The following is a 19,492-nucleotide window of genomic DNA, read 5'->3' as shown; positions in this document are numbered from 1 at the left end:
CGCAGCAAAATGGGCTGGGAGGGCCAGTGCACGCGGATGCGCGCGGGCGGTAAGACGGCGTCACCAGTAGCCAAGCAGTTTCCACCAGGCGCCGCCGACGAGGGCGAAGATCGCCAGCTCTACCACGCACATGACGAAGCCGACTCGCCACCACAAGCCCATCGTCACATAGCCGCTCCCGAAAATGATCGGCGAGGTGCCGGTGGCGTAATGCGTCAGCGTCATCATGATCGACGAGCCGGCGGTCATCATCAGCAGGAAGGGCGCCAGGTAGGCGCCCGGCAGCAACTGCGCACCGACCAGCAGGAAGGCCAGCATCATGGCGCTGATGTGGGCGGTGGTGCTGGCGAACAGGTAGTGCGAGAAAACGAAGGCCAGCAGCAGGACGGCGCCGGCGCCCATCCACCCCATCCCGCTGGCGACAATGGCATCGTTCATGGCGAGCGAACCCCAGGCAACGACGCCCAGCTTGTTCAACTGCTCGGCCAGCATGACAAGCGCGCCAAACCAGATCAGGGTGTCCCATGCACTTTTTTCCGACAATACGTCATCCCAGTCGAGCGTGCCGGTGATGACCAGCACGAACAAGCCGACGAAGGCGACTACGGTCGGATCGAGGGTGAACGCCGGGCCGAACAGCGCTGCAGGCAGGTTCGCCCACAGCACCAGCAGCAAGCCGAAGGTGCCCAGCATGACTTTTTCTTTCGGCGCCAGCGGACCCATGCGCTTCAGTTCGCCCCGCGCGTAGACGACCGCATCGGGCGTGGCCTTGAGCAGCGGGGGCGCGAGCAGGTAAATCACCAGCGGCATCACCAGCAGGCAAGCCAGCCCGGGCAGCACCATGCACAGCGCCCAGGTGGTCCAGCTCAGTTGCAGGTCCTGGCCGCTGGCCCTCGCGACGAAGTCGACCACCAGCGGGTTGGGCGCGGTGGCGGTCAGGAACATGGCCGAGGTGATCGGGTTGGCGTGGTAGTTCACCAGTGCCAGGTAGGTGCCGACCTTGGCTTGCGTGCCATCCGCCGGGTCGGACTGGAAGGCATTGGCGATCGACTTCATGATCGGATGGACGATGCCGCCGCCACGTGCGGTGTTACTGGGCGTGAATGGCGCCAGGATGAGTTCGCATATCGCCAGGCCATAGCCGATGCCGATCGTGCGCTTTCCCAGCATGGCAATGAACATCAGGCCGATACGGCCGCCCAGGCCTGTTTTCTTCAGCCCGCGTGAAATCAGGATGGCGACCACGATCAGCCAGATCAGGGGACTGGAAAAACTGCCCAGTGCATCGGCCATCGCCCCTTTCGACGAGGTCGAGGTCACTTGCGACAGGGCCACGATGACGATCGCCATCATGGCCATGACGCCGATCGGCATGACCTTCAGGATGATCGCGACAATCGTGGTGAGGAAAATCGCGACCAGGGTCCATGCCTTGGGATCCAGCCCGGCCGGACAGGGTGCCAGGAGCAGGGCTGCCAGGACGGCGCTGGTGATCAGGGCTGGAACCGGGCGAAACGGTACGGATCGGCTGAAATAGCCGAGCGCAGCACCTAGCTTGGATAGCATGCGCGCCCTTTGCAACCGGAGAATGAAGGCGAGCGTGGGTGCACCGGCCTGGACAGGCCCGGTCGAGCCTTACCGGCGCGCCTGCTCAAGGCGCGACGCGGCGCGGAAGGCTGATCGTAAAGGCGCAACCGATGCCCGGGAAATTCTCGACCGTGATCTCGCCGTCGTCGGCGGCAAGGCTCTGGCGGGCGATCGACAGGCCCAGGCCGAGGCCGGACCGGTCATCGCCCCGCTGTGTAAAGGGAGAAAAAAGTTTCTCGGCATCGCCCACCGGCAAGCCACCACAATGGTCCTTCACCGTGATCAGCACCCGGTCGCCAAGGGCATACGCACTGAGGGTGACACTGGTCTGCGCGCAGGTGAATTTGAAGGCGTTGTTCAATATGTTGGCCAGCGCGGCCAGCAGCTGGTAGCGATGGCCTGCGATCCCCAGCGCCGGGTCGACCGGCAGCACCACCAGTTCACAGTTGCGCGACTCGGCATCCAGTTGCGCCGACTCGCGCGCTTCGTCGATGAACGACGCCAGGGAGAACACCTTGGCCGCACCTTGCTCTGCCCCCTTGATGCGCACTTCGTCGAGCGAGGTGGTGATCAGGCGCTTCATCGCTTCATGGCTGCGCTTGAGTACCGCGCCCGTCGCTCCCTTCACTGGCAGCGAACCGGCCTCCATGGCGGTCACCGCCATGGTCGCGACATTCAGCGAATTGCGCAGTTCATGCATCAGGAATCCAAGTCGCTCGTTCAGGTCCGCCGACTGTTGCTCGGCGAGGGTCGCATCGCGCTGGAAGCTGAACTCGGTCACCGCGTCCGCGATCGCGTTGTCCAGGCACCGGTTGAGGGTGCGGAATTCGTCGATGGTGAAGGGGGCGTCGCGCTCGACTGCCAGGTCGGTGATGGCCTGGCACAGGTCGCCGTAATCGTGCACTACCTGGTCCACTGTATAGCCCAGCGCAAGCAGGGCCGTGCCGTGGGCGGCGGCGCTGACGCCCATTTCCGACAGGGTCGCGTTGTCGCCGCCGGACGCGCCCGAGATAGCCAGGCCAGCGCCGGCCCCCTCGACCTGCTCGGCTTCCAAGGTCCTGGTCAGCTGGCTGAGGAACATCGGGATGCCGTTGCGCAGCTGCGTGGCCGTGGCATGCCGCTTGGGGCGTTTGGCTACTTTCGCCACGCAGCGGTCGATCAGGTCATCGGCATTGTTTGCCAAAAAGTCGTGCATCATGGGCGGGCCTCCGGGGCAGATGGGGAGCGGGTCATGTAGTGGTGGGCGGCTCGAACTCGATGATTACTTTCAGCGCCCCGGTGTCGGCGGCACGGCCAAAGGTGTCATACGCATCGAGCACCTGGTCGAACCCGAAGCGGTGGGTCACCAGGCGGCCTGGCTCGATCTTCTTCGCGCCGACGGTTTTCAGCAGCATCGGGGTGGAATACGTGTCGACCAGGCCGGTGGTGATGGCGATGTTTTTCGACCACAGGCGTTCCAGGTGTAGTTCGACCACCTGGCCGTGGACACCGATATTGGCGACGATGCCGCCGGGCGCCACGATGTCCTGGCACAGCAGGAAGGTCGCCGGTACGCCGACGGCTTCGATGGCGGTATCGACGCCTTTGCCGCCGGTCAGCTCGAGCACGCGCTGCACGATATCGTCCGCGGCGCTGTCGAGCGCATGGCTGGCGCCAAAGCGGGTGGCAACCTCCAGCCGGTTCTGGTCGAGGTCGATGGCGACGATCATTGCTGGCGAATACAGCTGCGCCGTCAGCAACGCCGCCAGGCCGATCGGCCCGCATCCGACGATGGCGACCGTTGAGCCAGGCTCCACCTTGCCGCTCAGGACTCCGCACTCGAAGCCGGTCGGCAGGATATCGCTCAGCATGACCATGGCCTCCTCGTCCGCGCCCGGCGGAAGCGGATACAGGCTCGTTTCCGCGTGAGGGGTACGCACGAATTCGGCCTGGGTGCCGTTGATCGTATGCCCCAGGATCCAGCCCCCGGTCGCGCAATGGGAAAACATGCCACGTCGGCAGTATTCGCATTTTCCGCAGCTGGAAATACACGAGATCAGGACGCGGTCGCCGGCCTTGAGCGTCGTGACGGCGCTGCCGGTTTCCTCGATGATGCCGATGCCTTCGTGTCCCAGCGTCGTTCCGGCGATGCATTCAGGAACGTCTCCACGCAGGATATGCAGGTCGGTGCCGCAGATCGTCGTCTTGAGCATGCGTACGATGGCGTCGCCGGCATCCTGCAAGACCGGACGCGCGCGATCTTCGCAGGCGATGCTGCCGGGACCGCGGAAGACGAGCGCTTTCATGCTGCCTTCCCTGGCAGGGTCGGTGGTGGCGTAGCCGGGCTTGCTGGATGATGCATTCTCATAACGTGCCTCTTGAGGTGTTAGTCGCTGGCAGGCGCAGTCGGGATGCGTAGGGAGAAAAGCAGGGCAGGGCGCGGCGCGCTGGAAGCACGATCGTGAAACAGGCGCGCCAGGAACCCCTGGCCGGCAAAGGGGTATTGACAGACCACGATGCGCCTATTCCCGGTTCGGGTCAACCAGCGTTTCAAACTAACCGAGGAGAAGCCGGGCCAAAGGGTTGCGGGGGTGGCGGCTTGCGTACCGCCCCGGTTCCAACAGTCCTTCCGGAAATCGCGTATTGTTCCGTCATGAATCCGTCGGAGAAAACGATGAACGAACTGAACGTGGACGTCGCCGTCATCGGCACCGGCACCGCCGGCATGACGGCCTATCGCGCTGCCAAGGCACACGGCGCGCGCGCCGTGGTGATCGAAAGCAGCCACTACGGCACCACCTGCGCGCGGGTCGGCTGCATGCCGAGCAAGCTCCTGATCGCAGCGGCCGAGGCGGCGCATGCGATGCAGCATTCCGCGCCCTTCGGCGTGCATGCGGGCGAAGTCCGCATCGACGGCCCGGCCGTGATGGAACGGGTGCGGCGCGAGCGTGACCGTTTTGTCGGCTTCGTGCTGGAAGGCGTCGACGCCATGCCGGATGAAGACAAGCTGCGCGGCCATGCGCGCTTCACCGGTCCGCATACGCTGGTCGTCGGCGACCATACCGTGATCACCGCAGCCCGCATCGTGATCGCCACCGGCTCCACGCCGCTGCGCCTGCCGGCACTGGAAAACGTCGGCCCCGGCATCGTCACCAGCGACGACGTGTTTTACTGGGACGACCTGCCGAAGTCGGTGGCCGTGATCGGCACCGGCGTGATCGGGCTGGAACTGGGCCAGGCCCTGGGCCGGCTCGGCGTGCGCGTGAAATTCTATGCGCGCGGCGGCAGCATCGCCCACATCACCGACCCCGAGGTGCTGCGCGAAGCCGGCCGGGTGCTGAACGAAGAACTCGATATGCAGTTCCAGTCGAAGGTGGTGCGCGCCGTTCAAGAGGGTGACGAGGTGGCGCTGACCGTCAGCGACGCGCTGGGCAAGGAAAACACCGAACGTTTCCAGTTCGTGCTGATGGCGGCCGGGCGCACGCCGAACGTGCATGATATCGGCCTCGAAGAAACCGGCATCGAGCGCGGCAAGGATGGCATTCCGCTGTTCGACGCACGCACCATGCAGTGCGGGAGCAGCCATATCTTCATCGCCGGCGACGCCAATAACGAGCGCCCGCTGCTGCACGACGCGGCCGACCACGGCAAGATCGCCGGCGACAACGCGGGCCGCTATCCGGACGTGCGTCCCGGCCTGCGCCGCACGCCGATCGCGGTGGCTTTTACCGAGCCGAACATCGCCACGCTCGGAGCGAACTATCGCAGCCTGTGCGAGGGCGGCAAGCGCAAGTTCGCTGTGGGGGAGGTGTCGTTCGCGAACCAGGGCCGCAGCCGCGTGATGTTGCAGAACAAGGGGATGCTGCGGGTGTATGCGGAATACGGCTCGCGCCGTTTCCTGGGCGCCGAGATGATTGCGCCGCGCGCCGAACACCTGGCGCACACGCTGTCATGGGCCTGCCAGATGCGCATGACGGTGGACCAGATGCTGGAGATGCCGTTTTATCACCCGGTGATCGAGGAGGGCGTGCGCACGGCGTTGCGCGATCTGGCGCACTGCCTGACGAAGGGTGAGAGCGAGATCAATGCGTCGGATAGCGAACCGGGGACGTAACGCGACAAATTTCCCGTAGGGTGGGCGGGTCTCCCGCCCGCGCGTTCAATCGTCGGTAATGTTGCCCGCGCGGCTATTCCATTGCTGGTTGAACGCGCGGGGTGATCTGGTCCAGGGGACCAGATCACGAGCCGCCCACCCTACTAGTTCAGGTAACTCGCATCCAGCTTGCCTTCGCTGGCCAGCTGCCGCAGGATCCGCACCGTATCGATATCCGCCTCCTGGTACGCCGAGCGCTTGAAATCGTCATACATCTTGTTGGCTTCGTCGGTGTGCTCGCCCTGGCCGTCGTCGTAGGTAAAGCGCACCAGCAGCATGGCATTGGTCGGCGTCTCGATGGCCATCGTCAGGCTCGATGCCGCGATCTCGCCTTGGGCCGGCACTTCGAAGCGCACTTCCTGCAGGGGCGTCATGTGCACGACGTCGTCGATCACCAGGTCGCCGTAGCGCAGGCGGCGCGCGAAGCTGCCGCTGGCGCGCTCGCCGATCTGGCATTCGTCCAGGTGCGGCACGAACAGCTTGGGCGATTCCGCGCGCAGCACCAGGCCGCGCCAGAGCTGCTCGACGGTAAGGGTATCGACCAGCGGGTTGAGCGGATCGTTGATCTGGATGAGATGTTCAAATTTCATGGTGCGGGTGTCCAAAAAGCGCCGGCGCTCATGCGCCGCAAGGGCGAGATGGTACCCGATTGCAGGCCCGGGCGTCGCGCCGGTGCGGGTTATTGCCGGGAAATTGCCGGGCTCAGTTACCCAGCAGCGAAGCATGCTGCTTGCGCTGGAAGAAGGCGATCGCCGCCAGGATCACGAACGAAATCAAGAGCAGCACCAGGGCATAGGCATGCGCCGCCTCGTAGTTGAGCTTTTGCGCCTCGTCGTAGAGCGCGATCGAGGCGACCCGGGTCTGGCCCGGGATGTTCCCGCCTAACATCAGCACCACGCCGAACTCGCCCATCGTGTGGGCGAAGCTGAGCGACAGGCCGGTAAAGATGCCGTTGCGCGACAGCGGCAGCACCACCGAAAAGAAGGCCTGGCGCCGGGTCAGGCCCAGCGCCAGCGCCGACTGCACCAGGTCGCGGCTCACATTCCGGAAGGCCGACTGGATCGGCTGCACCGCGAACGGCAGGCTGTAGATGACCGAGCCGGCCACCAGGCCAGCGAACGAGAAGGGCAGCGGATGCCCGAACACCGACATCCAGGCCGCGCCGAGCGGACGCTGCGGCGCCATCAGCATCAGCAGGTAGAAACCGATCACGGTCGGCGGCAGCACGATCGGCAGGCTGACCAGGGTCTCGATGAACAGGACCCCGCGCATGCGGCTGGTGTTGAGCCAGTTGGCAAGCGGGATGGCGATTGCCAGCAGCACCAGCGAGGTCACCAGCGACAGGCGCAGCGTCAGCGCCAGCGCCGACCACAGCTCCGGGGCGAAGGCGAAGCTCCCCAACTCAGTCATTCGAGACAGCTGGCAGGCCGAAGCCCTGGCGTTCGAGGATGGCGCGTGCGGCGGGCGAGCCGAGGAAGCGTACGAAGCGCCCCGCCAGCGGTTCCTTCATCCCGACAGCGGTGACGATGGCGCCCTGTTCGATCGGAGGGACCCCGGTGTCGCTGATCAGGTAGTAGCGGCCCACGCCCGCCATCTTCGGCGAACGCACGGTGGCCAGCGACACGATGCCCAGCTGGGCATTACCGGTCTGGACGAACTGCGCTGCCTGCGCGATGTTCTCGCCGATCACGAGGCGCGGCTGCACGGCTTCCCACAACTTGTCGCGCACCAGGACGGCTTTCGCGGCGCGGCCATAAGGCGCGGTGTCCGGGTTGCCGATGGCGATGCGCGTGACGCGCGGGTCGCGCAGCAAGGCCAATCCCTGGTTCACGTCGAAACGGCTGTCCGTGGTCCACAGCACGATGCGGCCCACGGCATACGGACGTAGGGTGGCGCCGTCGGCGGCCCCCGCCTTGGCGAGCTGGGTCGGGTACATCATATCGGCTGACAGAAAGACGTGGAAGGGCGCGCCGTTCCGGATCTGGGCAAAGAAGTTGCCGGAAGCGCCAGTGGAGACCTTCACCTCGGCGCCGGGAGTTTCCTTGCGGAAGGCCGCCGCCAGCTCGTCGATGCAATACGCCAGGTCGCTGGCCGCGGCCACCAGCAGCGGCGCCGCGGTGGCCAGGCTGGCCGGCAGCGCGAGCAGTGTTGCAAACAGGATGACGAGGAATTTTTTCATGAAGCCATTTTAGCGCGGCGGCCAACTCATCGTTACAATACCCGGCCATCCTGCAGAAACTTTCCCATGTCCAACGCACCAAAATTCGGCCTCAACGGACCGCAAAGCGAAGCCGTGCTCTATCTGGACGGCCCGTGCCTGGTGCTGGCGGGGGCCGGTTCGGGGAAAACGCGCGTCATTACGCAAAAAATCGCGTACATGATCGAAGACCGCGGCTACGATCCGCGCACAATCGCCGCCCTGACCTTTACCAACAAAGCGGCGCTCGAAATGCAGGAGCGAATCGCCAAGCTGCTCAAGCAGCCGAAGCAGGCCAAGCAGCTCACGGTATCGACCTTCCACTCGCTGGGCGTCAAGATCTTGCGCCAGGAGGCGGCCGGCGTCGGCCTGAAGGACAAGTTCTCGATCATGGACAGCGACGACTGCTACACCATCGTCTCCGACCTGGCGCTCACCACCGACAAGCAGGAAATCCGCCGCATCCAGAATGCGATCTCGCTGTGGAAGAACGGCCTGGTGGATCCGGAAGACGCTATTCAAGCGGCGAAAGACGAGGACGAAGCCATGTCCGCGCGCGTCTACCGCAGCTACCTGGCGACCCTGCAGGCCTACCAGGCGGTGGACTTCGACGACCTGATCCGCCTGCCGGTGGAGCTGTTCCGCAATAACGAGTCGATCCGCGACCGCTGGCAGCGCCGCCTGCGCTATTTGCTGATGGACGAATACCAGGACACCAATACCTGCCAGTACGAGCTGGTGAAGCTATTGGTGACGGGCATCGGCAAGAAGCCGATGTTCACCGCCGTCGGCGACGACGACCAGGCGATCTACGCCTGGCGCGGCGCGTCCGTCGAAAACCTGAAAACCCTGCAGACCGACTTCCCTGACCTGCGCGTGATCAAACTCGAGCAGAACTACCGCTCGACCACCCGCATCCTGCAGGCGGCCAATGCGGTCATCGGCAATAACCCGAAGCTGTTCGAGAAATCGCTGTGGTCCGAGCACGGACTGGGCGAGCCGATCGAGGTGCTGGGCATGCAGAGCGACGAGCAGGAAGCCGAGCAGGTGGCGATCATGATCTCGGCCGACCATTTCCAGCGCAAGAACCACTGGGCCGATTACGCGATTTTGTACCGCGGCAACCACCAGGCGCGCGTCATCGAGCAGTCGCTGCGCAAGGAGCGCATCCCGTACACGATGTCGGGCGGCCAGAGCTTCTTCGACAAGGCCGAAATCAAGGACGTCATCGCCTACCTGCGCCTGATCGCCAACCAGAACGACGACCCGGCCTTCATCCGCGCCGTCACCACCCCCAAGCGTGGGGTCGGCATGGCCACGCTGGAAGTGCTCGGCGAATTCTCCAAGCAGTGGAACTGCTCGCTGTTCGACGCAGCCCAGAAAGGCGGCCTGGAGGCCAAGCTGCCGGACCGCCAGCTGTTGCCGCTGCGCGGGTTCTGCCATTTCATGAACGGCCTGGAAGACCGCGCCACGCGGCCGGGCCCGTCGGGCAGCGGCGACAATGCCGCCGAGGTGCTCGACGACATGATGAAAGAGATCAATTACGAGCACTACCTGTACGAAAATTTCGACGACCGCGCGGCCCAGGCCAAGTGGCAGAACGTGCTCGAGTTCACCAACTGGCTAAAGGAACGCGGCCGGGGCGGGCGCGAGCGCGACGGCGAAGAGAAAAACCTGCTCGAGCTGACCCAGATGGTGGCCCTGATGTCGATGCTCGAGGGCCAGGACGACGAGCAGGACGCCGTGCGCATGTCGACCCTGCACGCCTCGAAAGGGCTGGAATACCCGCACGTCTTCCTGGTCGGCGTGGAAGAAGGCATCCTGCCGCACAAGGGCGACCCGGATGCGCCGGTGGAAATCATCGCCGCGCGCATCCAGGAAGAGCGGCGCCTGATGTACGTCGGCATCACCCGAGCCCAGCGCACCCTGCGCCTGACCTGGTGCAAGAAACGCAAGCGCGCCGGCGAGCTGGTGCATTGCGAGCCTTCGCGCTTCATCAAGGAGATGGCGCTCGACGTCGGCGACGCACCGCCGAAGGAAACTGAAGTCATTACGCCAAAGGAAAGGCTGGCCAGCCTGAAAGCCTTGCTGGCGATGCCTAAATTGTAAGCATCTGTTACTGCTACGACCAATACGTTGCGCAGAAGCCTTGATGCGCTGGCAAGACCTGCGCACGATTGAAATTCCCATTTGACTTAGCTTGTCCCAGAGGAAATACTTCTGGTGCGAACGTACTCAGCAGTAATTCCTGATAGATTTCAAAGGCTTGTATGGCAACCGTAGCAGAACTGGAAAATGTCGCCCTGTCGGGGTACAACTATATCGACGCACTGCTCGACCAGGGGCCGAACTGGAATTTCATCACGGGCCTGCCGGCGAACACCCTGTATTACACCTTCTCGATCACGTCCGGCAATGAAGCCGGCAGGAGCGGGCAGGAAGCGTTCACGCTGGCGCAGCAGAACAGCGTGCGCAATGCATTCAACGACCTGCAGGCGCTGACCGGTATCGAGTTCGTCGAAACCTCGGATGGGAATGCGGCGCAGATCCACCTGTGCAACGTCGACATCCAGGCCAGCAACACGGTTGGCCTGTGCAGCTGGAAGGGCGGCTATTCGTATAACCAGTCGACCAACGAAGTCACCAAGTACGATGCCGACGCCTGGGTCTACCTCGACAATGCCGAATGGCGCATGCGCAACCGCGACCTGACGCCGGGCTCCGAGGGCTACGAAACCCTGCTGCACGAACTGGGCCATGCGCTGGGCCTGAAGCACCCGTTCGAAGGCGACATTGTTTTGCCGGCTGAGGTGGACAATGCAGGTAATACCATCATGACTTATACCACCCACGCGACCAACCACGCCGAGTTCAGCCAGTACGACGTGGCCGCGCTGAATTGGATCTATGGCGGCGACGGACTGGGCGGCTTGCTTGGCCTGAACACCCCCACCGATGCCGTTTACCTTACCGGTACCAGCAGCGCCGAGACGCTGACTGGCACCGCTTCGAATGACACCCTGCAGGGCAATGGAGGAAATGACGTGATTAATGGCGGAAACGGCAACGACACTGCGGTCTTTACTGGCGCACGCAACACCTACACCATCACCGGCAACACCAATGGGAGCCTTACCGTCGCCAGCGCGGCGGAAGGGGTCGACACCCTGCTGTCGATCGAGCAGCTGCGCTTTGCGGACATGACCGTCGAACGTGCGGCCGTGATGGCAACCGATGCGACCCCGCCGGCGGCGCCGAACTTCGCCGTCACCAAGAACGCGAACGGCTACACCACCGGCAGCACGCCGCTCATCACCGGCGTTGCCGAAGCCAATTCCACGGTGAAGATCTACCTTGGCCAGACCGTCATCGCCACCACCACGGCCGGCGCGAACGGCGTGTTCCGGGTGGTCGGCAACGCACTGGCGGACGGCACCAACTACAACGTCTACGCGACTGCAACCGATAGCGCGGGCAACGTCTCCAGTTTCAGCCCGCTCCAGAGCTTCAATGTCGACGGCAAGGCGCCGGTCGCCCCGACCAATGCCTTCACCCTGGACCAGGGCGGCAACAAGCCTGTCTTCAACGGTACCGGTGAAGCCGGCACCAGCATCGTGCTGGTCCACGTCGGCAAAGCCATCGAAATCGGCCGCGCCACGGTGGGCGGCGACGGCAAGTGGAGCATCGATTCCACCCCGCTGCCGAACGGCAGCTATGTGGTCGGTGCCTCGTCGGTCGACATCGCCGACAACGTCACCAGCGCCACGACCCGTATGAATTTCACCGTCGCGAGCAGCGCCAACCAGACCGGCGGTGCAGGTAACGACAAGTTCACCGTCGGCGCAGGCGACAACGCCATCGACGGCAGCGCCGGCATCGATACCGCGGTCTACGCGGGCAGCAGCGCCAACTACACGGTCGCACGCGGCATCTGGGGCTATAACGTCACCGCCAAATCCGGTACCGACGGCAAGGACGCGCTTATCGACGTCGAGCGCCTCCAGTTCAACGACGGTTTCAAGGCGATCGACGTCGACGGCATCGCCGGCCAGGTCTACCGCCTGTACGAGGCTGTCTATGGCCGTCCGTCGGACAAGACCGGCATGGGCTACTGGATGGACCGCATGGAGAAGGGCACCACCCTGCTGCAGGTGGCAAAGGAGTTCATTACCGGCCAGCCGGAATTCATCCAGCAATATGGCGCGAACCCGAGCAACGGCGACTTCCTCAACAAGCTGTACATGAACATCCTCGACCGCGCACCGGATGCCGCCGGTTACGACTACTGGGTCGGCCGCATCGTCAACAGCAGCCGCGAGCAGATCCTGATGGAATTCAGCGAGGGCTTCGAGAACCAGGCACAGGTGATCGGCACCATCAGCACCGGCATCGACTACACGCCTTGGGGTTAAGAGCGCCTGACGATTCCCCCGATAGCCGCGTTGCATCGTCTCGCCGTACCAGCGTACTGGCTTCGACGATGCGTCGGGTGGCCGCATCCCCTGCCCCCGGGTTTTTGTCAGACGCTCTAGCGAGGCTGGCATAATGCCGGCTTTCCGCCGGAGTTGACTTATGAGCCAGGAAGACCGTTTCGTCGACATCGAGATCAAGGTCGCGCACCAGGAAGACCTGGTCGAGACCCTGAACCAGACCATCTACCAGCAAGGCCGCCGCATCGACAAGCTCGAAGCCATGGTGGCCGCGCTGGCGGACCATGTCCGCAACCTGCAGACCAGCCGCCAGGGGCCGGTCAACGAACGCCCCCCGCATTACTGACCGTCGCATACGCCGATATGTGCGGCGGGCTACTAATCGTCGCATATACCGATAGGGTGGGTGGGCGTAATTGCGGGCATTGCCCGAAATTACCTGCCCACGCGTTCAACCAGTGCCGGCGTCACTGCACATCAGCAGTATTCCGTATTAACGATTGACCCAACCGCTTGCCAAGGCACAGCAGCGTCAAGGTCGGCGGCAACCCCCACGCCCCCGGAATCACCGACGCATCGCACACGTACACCCCCGGCGCCGCGCGCAAATCGCTGTCGACACTCCCCCCAATCGGCACGCTGCCGCCCGGATGCGCGGCAAAATGATGGGTGGCGAACACCCGGCGCGCACCGGCCTGCTGCAGGATCGCGCGCGCCATCACGATGCCCTTCGCCAGCCGCGCCCGGTCCCCCGGCGTGAGCCGCTTGTCCACCCAGCGCGGACCCACCGCACCACCCACCTCGTCGCGGATCTTCACCATGATGCTCAGCGTGTGCCGGTGCGCGCCAAGCCGGTCGATGCGGCCTGCCTGCAGCGCGAACGCCTGGAACATCGGGCGTGGCAGCGTCAGGTCGGCCAGGGTGATGCCGTCTTCGTGGAAGCTGGCGCCGGCCGCCATCGGCACTTCGGCGCCGCCAATGTCCTCGCCCATATCGCCGATGCTGCCCATCACCGCTACTACCGGATCGCTGAAGAAAGGCGCAAGGCGCGGCCCCAGGCCTGAGGCATGCAGCAGGCGCGGGCTGCCGATACCGCCGCCGGCCAGCACCACCAGCGGCGCATGGGCGACCTGCACCGACCCGGCGCGCAGCAGCTCGACCCCGGCGGCGCGGCCGTCTTCCATCAGCACCCGCAGCACCCGGCTGCGATCGAGCAGCACGGCGCCGTGGCCGCAGGCTTCGTCGACGAAGTCGCGCGCGCTCCATTTGGCGCCATAAGGGCAGCCGTACACGCAGCGCCAGCAGCCGCTGCGGCAGGCTTGTGGCCGGATCATCTTGTCGAGTTTTTGCCAGTCGAAGCCGGCGCCGCGTGCGGCCCCCATGATGCGCGCTGCCATTGGGCCGACCAGGCTGTCCGGCAGCGGCGCCAGCGGCAGTTCGGCGCGCAGCGCATCGAGCGCCGGCGCCAGGTCGATGCCGTGGGCCGCGAACAGCGGCAGCGGCGGCGCGGCGGCGGTGGCGAAGTTCAGCGCAGAGCTGCCGCCCAGGGCCGTTCCGGACACCAGCAGCGAAGCGTCGCGGTGCAGCCAGGCGCCCTTGCCCGGCAGCGCCATCGTCGCCATCTGGCCGAGCGTACCCTTCAAAGGCGCGGCGCTGCCCTGCTCGAGGATAAGCACGCGCGCGCCTGCACGCGCCAGTTCGCGCGCGGTGCTGGCGCCGCCGGGACCGGTGCCGACGACGATCGCGTCATAGGGTCGTTCGATGAGGGAATCCATGGCGGAAGAAGTAGGTAGGTGGCGATGCTAACACGGCATCCGGAACGGTCTCCGGCAGGGCCTGTGAGGGCAGCTGCGGACGTCAATACAGAGCGTAATTACATGCAACACACATACGCTGTTTGTTGTGACGATATGCGTATAAGCCTGCTATGATCTTCGCGCAACGGCTGTCGAGCACGTCCGGCAGCTCCCTCCCAAGAGTCCGTGAAAGATCTCATGAACCGACCAACTTTGCTCATCGTTGCCGCCAGCCTCGCGCTCGCGCTCGCGCACGCAGGCGCATTTGCTGCAGCCGCCGCCCCTTCGCTCGACGCCTCCAACCCCTTCGCCCAGCCAAGCAGCCTGCCGCTGCACTATCCGGCCTTCGACAAGATCAAGGACGAGCACTTCCTGCCTGCGTACGCGGCCGGCATGGCAGAGCACCTGCGCGAGATCGACGCGATCGCGGCTAGCCGCTCGGCGCCTACTTTCGAGAACACCATCGTCGCGATGGAGCGCGCCGGCGAGATGCTCTCGCGCGTAGCCGCGACCTTCTCGAACCTGCAGACCGCGAACACCAACGACAGGCTCGATGCGGTGGACCGCGAGATGTCGCCGAAACTGGCTGCGCACAACGACACGATCTACCTGAACCCCTCGCTGTTCAGGCGTGTCAAGACCCTGCACGACAAGCGCGCCACGCTCGGCCTGGATGCGGAATCGAAGCACCTGCTCGAGCGCGTGTACAAGGAATTCGTGCGCGCGGGCGCCAACTTATCAAGCGCCAACAAGGACAAGCTCAAGAAGTACAACGGCGAGATCGCGTCGCTGCAGTCCGATTTCTCGCAGCGCGTGCTGAAGGAAGCCAATGCCTCGGCGCTGATCGTCGATTCGCGCGCGGAGCTGGCCGGCTTCTCGGATGCCGAGATCAATACCGCCGCGCTTGAGGCGGAAAAGCGCGGCCTGAAGGGCAAGTACGCGATCGCCATCGTCAATACCAGCAGCCAGCCGCCGCTGGCCACATTGACCAACCGCAGCACCCGCGAGCGCCTGATGGCCGCGTCGCTCAACCGCGGCAGCCGTGGCGGCGAGTTCGACACCCGCCCGCTGGTGCTGCGCCTGGCCAAGCTGCGCGCCGAGCGCGCCGTGCTGCTGGGTTACCCGAACTATGCGGCCTATTCGCAGGAACTGGAAACCGCCAAGAACCCGGCCGCCGTCAACAAGCTGCTGGCCGAACTGGCCAAGCCGGCCGTGAACAACGCGCGCAAGGAAGCGCTTGAAATCCAGAAGGTGATCGACGCCGAAAAAGGAAGCTTCCAGGTTGCCAGCCATGACTGGCCGATCTACCAGGACAAGGTGCGCGCCGCGAAGTACAACTTCGACGAAAACCAGCTGCGCCCTTACTTCGAACTGAACCGCGTGCTGGTGGACGGCGTGTTCTTCGCCGCCACCAAGGAATACGGCATCACCTTCAAGGAACGCAAGGACCTGCCGGTGTATGACCCGGACGTGCGCGTGTTCGACGTGTTCGACCACGACGGCACGCAGCTCGCAATCTTCCTGTTCGACCCCTACGCCCGGGGCAACAAGCAGGGCGGCGCCTGGATGAACGAATACGTGTCGCAGTCCCACCTGCTGGGCAAGAAGCCGGTGGTCGGCAACCACCAGAACATCCCGAAACCGCCCGCCGGCCAGCCGACGCTCTTGACCTACGACGAAGTGCGCACGATGTTCCACGAGTTCGGCCATGCGCTGCACGGCATGTTCTCGAACGTGAAATACCCGCATTTCTCGGGCACCAGCGTGCCGCGCGACTTCGTCGAATACCCGTCGCAGGTCAACGAGATGTGGGCGATCTGGCCTGAAGTGCTGAGCAATTACGCGAAACACCACCAGACCGGCGCGCCGATGCCGAAGGAACTGCTGGACAAGGTGGTGGCGTCGAAGAAGTTCAACCAGGGCTACATGACGACCGAATATCTGGCCGCTTCGCTGATCGACCAGCGCTGGCACCAGCTCAAGCCGTCGCAGGTCCCGACGGACGTGCTGTCCTTTGAAGCCAAGGCGCTCAAGGAGGCCGGCGTCGACTTCGCACCGGTGCCGCCGCGCTACCGCACCACGTATTTCTCGCACTCGATGAACGGCGGCTATTCGGCCGGCTACTACGCCTACCTGTGGAGCGAAAAGCTCGACGCCGATACGGTGCAGTGGTTCATGCAGAACGGCGGCCTGTCGCGCAAGAACGGCGACCACTTCCGCAAGACGCTGCTGTCGCGCGGCGGCACGGCCGATGCGATGGACCTGTTCCGCAGCTTCCGCGGCCGCGATCCGGTCATCGAGCCGCTGCTGGAACGCCGCGGCCTGACCGGTAATTAATCCCTGCGCCGCTTCCTCCCGCCGCCACGAGCAGCGGGAGGGGGCGGCGTGTTGCTCTCACTACCCACACATAACGAGACACCATGAACCGTCCACATATCCTGCTGGTCGCCGCCGCCAGCGTCGCCGCCAACCTGGCCTACGCTGCGCCTGCTTCGATGCTCGAAGCCTCGAACCCGTTCGCCAAGCAGAGCACCCTGCCGTTCCAGTACCCGGCCTTCGACAAGATCAAGAACGAGCACTTCGCCCCGGCCTACGCCGAAGGCATGCGCCAGCAGGCTGCCGAAATCGAAAAAATCGCCAACAACAAGGCCGCACCTGGTTTTGAGAACACCATCGTCGCGATGGAGCGTTCGGGCCAGCTGCTCAACCGCGTCGGCATCGTGTTTGGCACGCTCAACGGTTCGTACACCAACCCGGCCCTGCAGGCGCTCGACAAGGAACTGGCGCCGCAGCTGTCGGCCCACAGCGACGCCATCCGCCTGAACCCGAAGCTGTACGCACGCGTGAAGGCGCTGTACGACAAGCGCACCAAGCTGGGCCTGGACGCGGAATCGCAATACCTGGTCGAGCGCTACCACACCGATTTCGTGCGCGCCGGCGCCAAGCTGTCCGATGCCGACAAGCAGAAGCTGAAGGCGATGAACGGCGAGCTGGCCGCGCTCTCCACCCAGTTCGCCCAGAACGTGCTGAAGGAAGCCAACGCCTCGGCGCTGGTCGTGGACACCCGCGCCGAGCTGGCCGGCATGTCGGACAAGCAGATCGACGCCGCCGCTGCAGAAGCGGACAAGCGCGGCCTGAAGGGAAAATTCGCGATCCCGGTGGTGAACACCACCCAGCAGGCCGGCCTGTCGGTGTTGACCAACCGCGCCACCCGCGAAAAGCTGCTGGCGGCCTCGCTGGCGCGCGGCTCGCGCGGCGGTGAATTCGACAACCGCGAGGTCGTGCTCAAGCTGGCCAAGCTGCGCGCCGAACGCGCGGTGCTGCTGGGCTACCCGAACCACGCCGCCTACAACCTCGAAGACCAGACCGCCAAGAATACCGGCGCCGTCAACAGCCTGCTGGCCGAATTCGCCAAGCCGGCCGTGAACAACGCGCGCAAGGAAGCGGCCGAGATCCAGAAGGCGATCGATGCCGACAAGGGTGGTTTCCAGGCCGCCGCCCACGACTGGGCCTTCTACAGCGACAAGGTGCGCGCCGCCAAGTACGCCTTCGACGCCGGCCAGCTGCGCCCGTACTTCGAGCTGAACCGCGTGCTGGTGGATGGCGTGTTCTTCGCCGCCACCAAGGAATTCGGCATCACCTTCAAGGAACGCAAGGACCTGCCGGGCTATGTCGAGGACGTGCGCATGTTCGACGTGTTCGACCACAACGGCAAGCAGCTCGCAATCTTCACCTTCGACCCGTACGCGCGCGCCAACAAGCGCGGCGGCGCCTGGGCCAACGCCCTGGTCGCGCAGAGCAAGCTGATGTCTACCCGCCCGGTCATCGCCAACAACCTCAACATCGCCAAGCCGGCCGCCGGCGAACCGACGCTCTTGACGTACGACGAAGTGCGCACCACCTTCCACGAGTTCGGCCACGCGCTGCACGGCATGTTCTCGGACGTGAAATACCCGCGCTTCTCGGGCTCGCGCGTGCCGCGCGACTACGTCGAGTTCCCGTCGCAGGTGAACGAGATGTGGATGGCCTATCCGGAAGTGCTGGCCAACTACGCGAAGCACTACCAGACCGGCGCGCCGATGCCGAAGGAACTGCTGGACAAGGTACAGGCTTCGCAGCAGTTCAACGAAGGCTTCCGCACCACCGAGTACCTGGCCGCGTCGCTGCTGGACCAGGCCTGGCACCAGCTGTCGCCGAACCAGATCCCGACGGACGTCCTGGCTTTCGAGGCTGACGCGCTGAAGAAAGCCGGCGTGGACTTCGCGATGGTGCCGCCGCGCTACCGCACCAACTACTTCTCGCACACCTTCTCGGGCGGCTATTCGGCCGGCTACTACGGCTACCTGTGGGCCGAGAAGCTGGACGCGGACACTGTCAACTGGTTCAAGGAAAACGGTGGCCTGACCCGCAAGAACGGCGACCACTTCCGCAAGACCCTGCTGTCGCGCGGCGGCACGCTCGATGCGATGCAGATGTACCGCAACTTCAGCGGGCGTGATGCGCAGGTGCAGCCGCTGCTGGAGCGCCGGGGTCTCACCGGTAACTGATGCTTCAACCGGTTGTGGTGACGCAACCGGTACGTATCACCGCGTGGGCGGGAGACCCGCCCGCCCTACGAGCCGCCGATGATCGTAGGGCGGGCAAGTTTCTTGCCCACGCGTTCAGCCAGCTTTTGAACGGCCGCATTCTCAGCATTCCCCCGATCCGGTGTATAACTGCACCTGACTCCATTTTCAAAACAAGCCCCAAACGATGAGTGTTCAATCCCTCGAAGGTATTACTTTAGAATCGGTGTTAACCCGCCTCGTCGAGCACTATGGCTGGGAAAAACTCGGCCGCCGGATCGACATTAACTGTTTCCAGAAAGACCCGAGCATCAAGTCGAGCCTGAAGTTTTTGCGCCGCACCCCCTGGGCGCGCGAGCAGGTCGAGGCGCTGTACCTCGAGACCCGCTTCACCAACTAGCGAGAACCCCATGCTGAACGAGAACGCCAACGAGAACGCCAACGACAGCGATGCAAACCTGAAAATGCGGCTCAAGGGCCTGCACCGCCAGCTGCAGGAGACCGGCGACGTCGATCCCGAGCTGGAAACCCTGCTGCGCCAGCTCGACGGCGACATCGACAAGGTGCTCGAGCGCCGCGCCGAGCAGGAACTCGACAACAATACCTATGGCCTGTCCTCGCGGACCCAGGAACTGGCGGCCCGCTTCAACGCGCGCCATCCAAACGTCTCGAGTGGCCTGCGCGAGCTCGGCAATATCCTGTCAAACATGGGTATTTGACTAGGCAACTCTGCCACAAGTCATTGATAAGTAAGCCATTTTTCGGGCCTGGCAACGACCCGTGAG

General features: G+C 64.3%; 15 protein-coding genes. 8 read left to right on the top strand and 7 right to left on the bottom strand.

Annotation, left to right across the window (positions count from 1 at the left end; translation table 11 throughout):
- Positions 1-60: 60 nt before the first annotated feature.
- The 3 genes from HGB41_RS17860 to HGB41_RS17850 form a co-directional block, all read right to left on the bottom strand.
- Entirely contained in the window at positions 61-1,566 is a 1,506-nt protein-coding gene (locus tag HGB41_RS17860) for a DASS family sodium-coupled anion symporter (RefSeq protein ID WP_171086945.1), read from the bottom strand.
- An 85-nt stretch (positions 1,567-1,651) separates the two neighbouring features.
- Positions 1,652-2,785, bottom strand: a complete 1,134-nt coding sequence (locus tag HGB41_RS17855) for a sensor histidine kinase (protein ID WP_229423103.1) — start codon at positions 2,783-2,785, stop codon at positions 1,652-1,654.
- 31 nt (positions 2,786-2,816) lie between these two features.
- On the bottom strand, positions 2,817-3,872 hold the full coding sequence (locus HGB41_RS17850; protein ID WP_171086937.1) for a zinc-dependent alcohol dehydrogenase family protein: 1,056 nt from the start codon (positions 3,870-3,872) through the stop codon (positions 2,817-2,819).
- Between the two features lie 368 nt (positions 3,873-4,240).
- Between HGB41_RS17850 and HGB41_RS17845 the strand changes: the two genes are divergently transcribed.
- Positions 4,241-5,680: a dihydrolipoyl dehydrogenase gene (locus tag HGB41_RS17845; protein WP_171086935.1), complete on the top strand. Its 1,440-nt coding sequence runs from the start codon at positions 4,241-4,243 to the stop codon at positions 5,678-5,680.
- A 143-nt stretch (positions 5,681-5,823) separates the two neighbouring features.
- Here HGB41_RS17845 and HGB41_RS17840 read toward each other — a convergent pair whose 3' ends face one another.
- From HGB41_RS17840 to modA, 3 genes are all read right to left on the bottom strand, one after another.
- A complete protein-coding gene (locus tag HGB41_RS17840) occupies positions 5,824-6,309 on the bottom strand; it encodes an SRPBCC family protein (RefSeq protein WP_171086933.1) in 486 nt (161 codons plus the stop codon).
- A 112-nt stretch (positions 6,310-6,421) separates the two neighbouring features.
- Complete coding sequence (gene modB, locus HGB41_RS17835) at positions 6,422-7,129, bottom strand: molybdate ABC transporter permease subunit (RefSeq protein WP_171086931.1); 708 nt, start codon at positions 7,127-7,129, stop codon at positions 6,422-6,424.
- Positions 7,122-7,898 carry a molybdate ABC transporter substrate-binding protein gene (gene modA, locus HGB41_RS17830; protein ID WP_171086923.1) on the bottom strand — a complete coding sequence of 259 codons (777 nt, stop codon included), beginning with the start codon at positions 7,896-7,898 and terminating at the stop codon, positions 7,122-7,124. The genes modB and modA overlap by 8 nt, the downstream gene beginning before the upstream one ends.
- 66 nt (positions 7,899-7,964) lie before the next feature.
- Between modA and HGB41_RS17825 the strand changes: the two genes are divergently transcribed.
- The 3 genes from HGB41_RS17825 (at position 7,965) to HGB41_RS17815 (ending at position 12,692) form a co-directional block, all read left to right on the top strand.
- Positions 7,965-10,025, top strand: coding sequence for a UvrD-helicase domain-containing protein (locus HGB41_RS17825; protein WP_171086921.1), 2,061 nt, complete (start codon positions 7,965-7,967; stop codon positions 10,023-10,025).
- Positions 10,026-10,186: 161 nt separating this feature from the next.
- Positions 10,187-12,328, top strand: coding sequence for a DUF4214 domain-containing protein (locus tag HGB41_RS17820; protein ID WP_171086919.1), 2,142 nt, complete (start codon positions 10,187-10,189; stop codon positions 12,326-12,328).
- A gap of 160 nt (positions 12,329-12,488) precedes the next feature.
- Positions 12,489-12,692 carry a SlyX family protein gene (locus HGB41_RS17815; RefSeq protein ID WP_171086917.1) on the top strand — a complete coding sequence of 68 codons (204 nt, stop codon included), beginning with the start codon at positions 12,489-12,491 and terminating at the stop codon, positions 12,690-12,692.
- A gap of 121 nt (positions 12,693-12,813) precedes the next feature.
- Here HGB41_RS17815 and HGB41_RS17810 read toward each other — a convergent pair whose 3' ends face one another.
- Entirely contained in the window at positions 12,814-14,121 is a 1,308-nt protein-coding gene (locus HGB41_RS17810) for an FAD-dependent oxidoreductase (protein ID WP_171086915.1), read from the bottom strand.
- Positions 14,122-14,340: 219 nt separating this feature from the next.
- Between HGB41_RS17810 and HGB41_RS17805 the strand changes: the two genes are divergently transcribed.
- The 4 genes from HGB41_RS17805 to HGB41_RS17790 all read left to right on the top strand — a co-directional run bounded on the left by HGB41_RS17805 (position 14,341) and on the right by HGB41_RS17790 (position 19,426).
- Positions 14,341-16,479, top strand: coding sequence for a M3 family metallopeptidase (locus HGB41_RS17805; protein ID WP_171086913.1), 2,139 nt, complete (start codon positions 14,341-14,343; stop codon positions 16,477-16,479).
- Between the two features lie 83 nt (positions 16,480-16,562).
- Positions 16,563-18,689, top strand: a complete 2,127-nt coding sequence (locus tag HGB41_RS17800) for a M3 family metallopeptidase (RefSeq protein ID WP_171086911.1) — start codon at positions 16,563-16,565, stop codon at positions 18,687-18,689.
- A 205-nt stretch (positions 18,690-18,894) separates the two neighbouring features.
- Positions 18,895-19,107: a VF530 family protein gene (locus HGB41_RS17795; protein ID WP_171086909.1), complete on the top strand. Its 213-nt coding sequence runs from the start codon at positions 18,895-18,897 to the stop codon at positions 19,105-19,107.
- A gap of 10 nt (positions 19,108-19,117) precedes the next feature.
- A complete protein-coding gene (locus HGB41_RS17790; protein ID WP_171086907.1) occupies positions 19,118-19,426 on the top strand; it encodes a DUF4404 family protein in 309 nt (102 codons plus the stop codon).
- The last annotated feature ends 66 nt before the right edge of the window (positions 19,427-19,492 follow it).

The organism is Telluria aromaticivorans, assembly GCF_013003915.1.
GTDB lineage: Bacteria > Pseudomonadota > Gammaproteobacteria > Burkholderiales > Burkholderiaceae_D > Telluria > Telluria aromaticivorans.
Note: the sequence above shows the minus strand (reverse complement) of the source record. Positions and strands in the feature narration are given on the sequence as shown.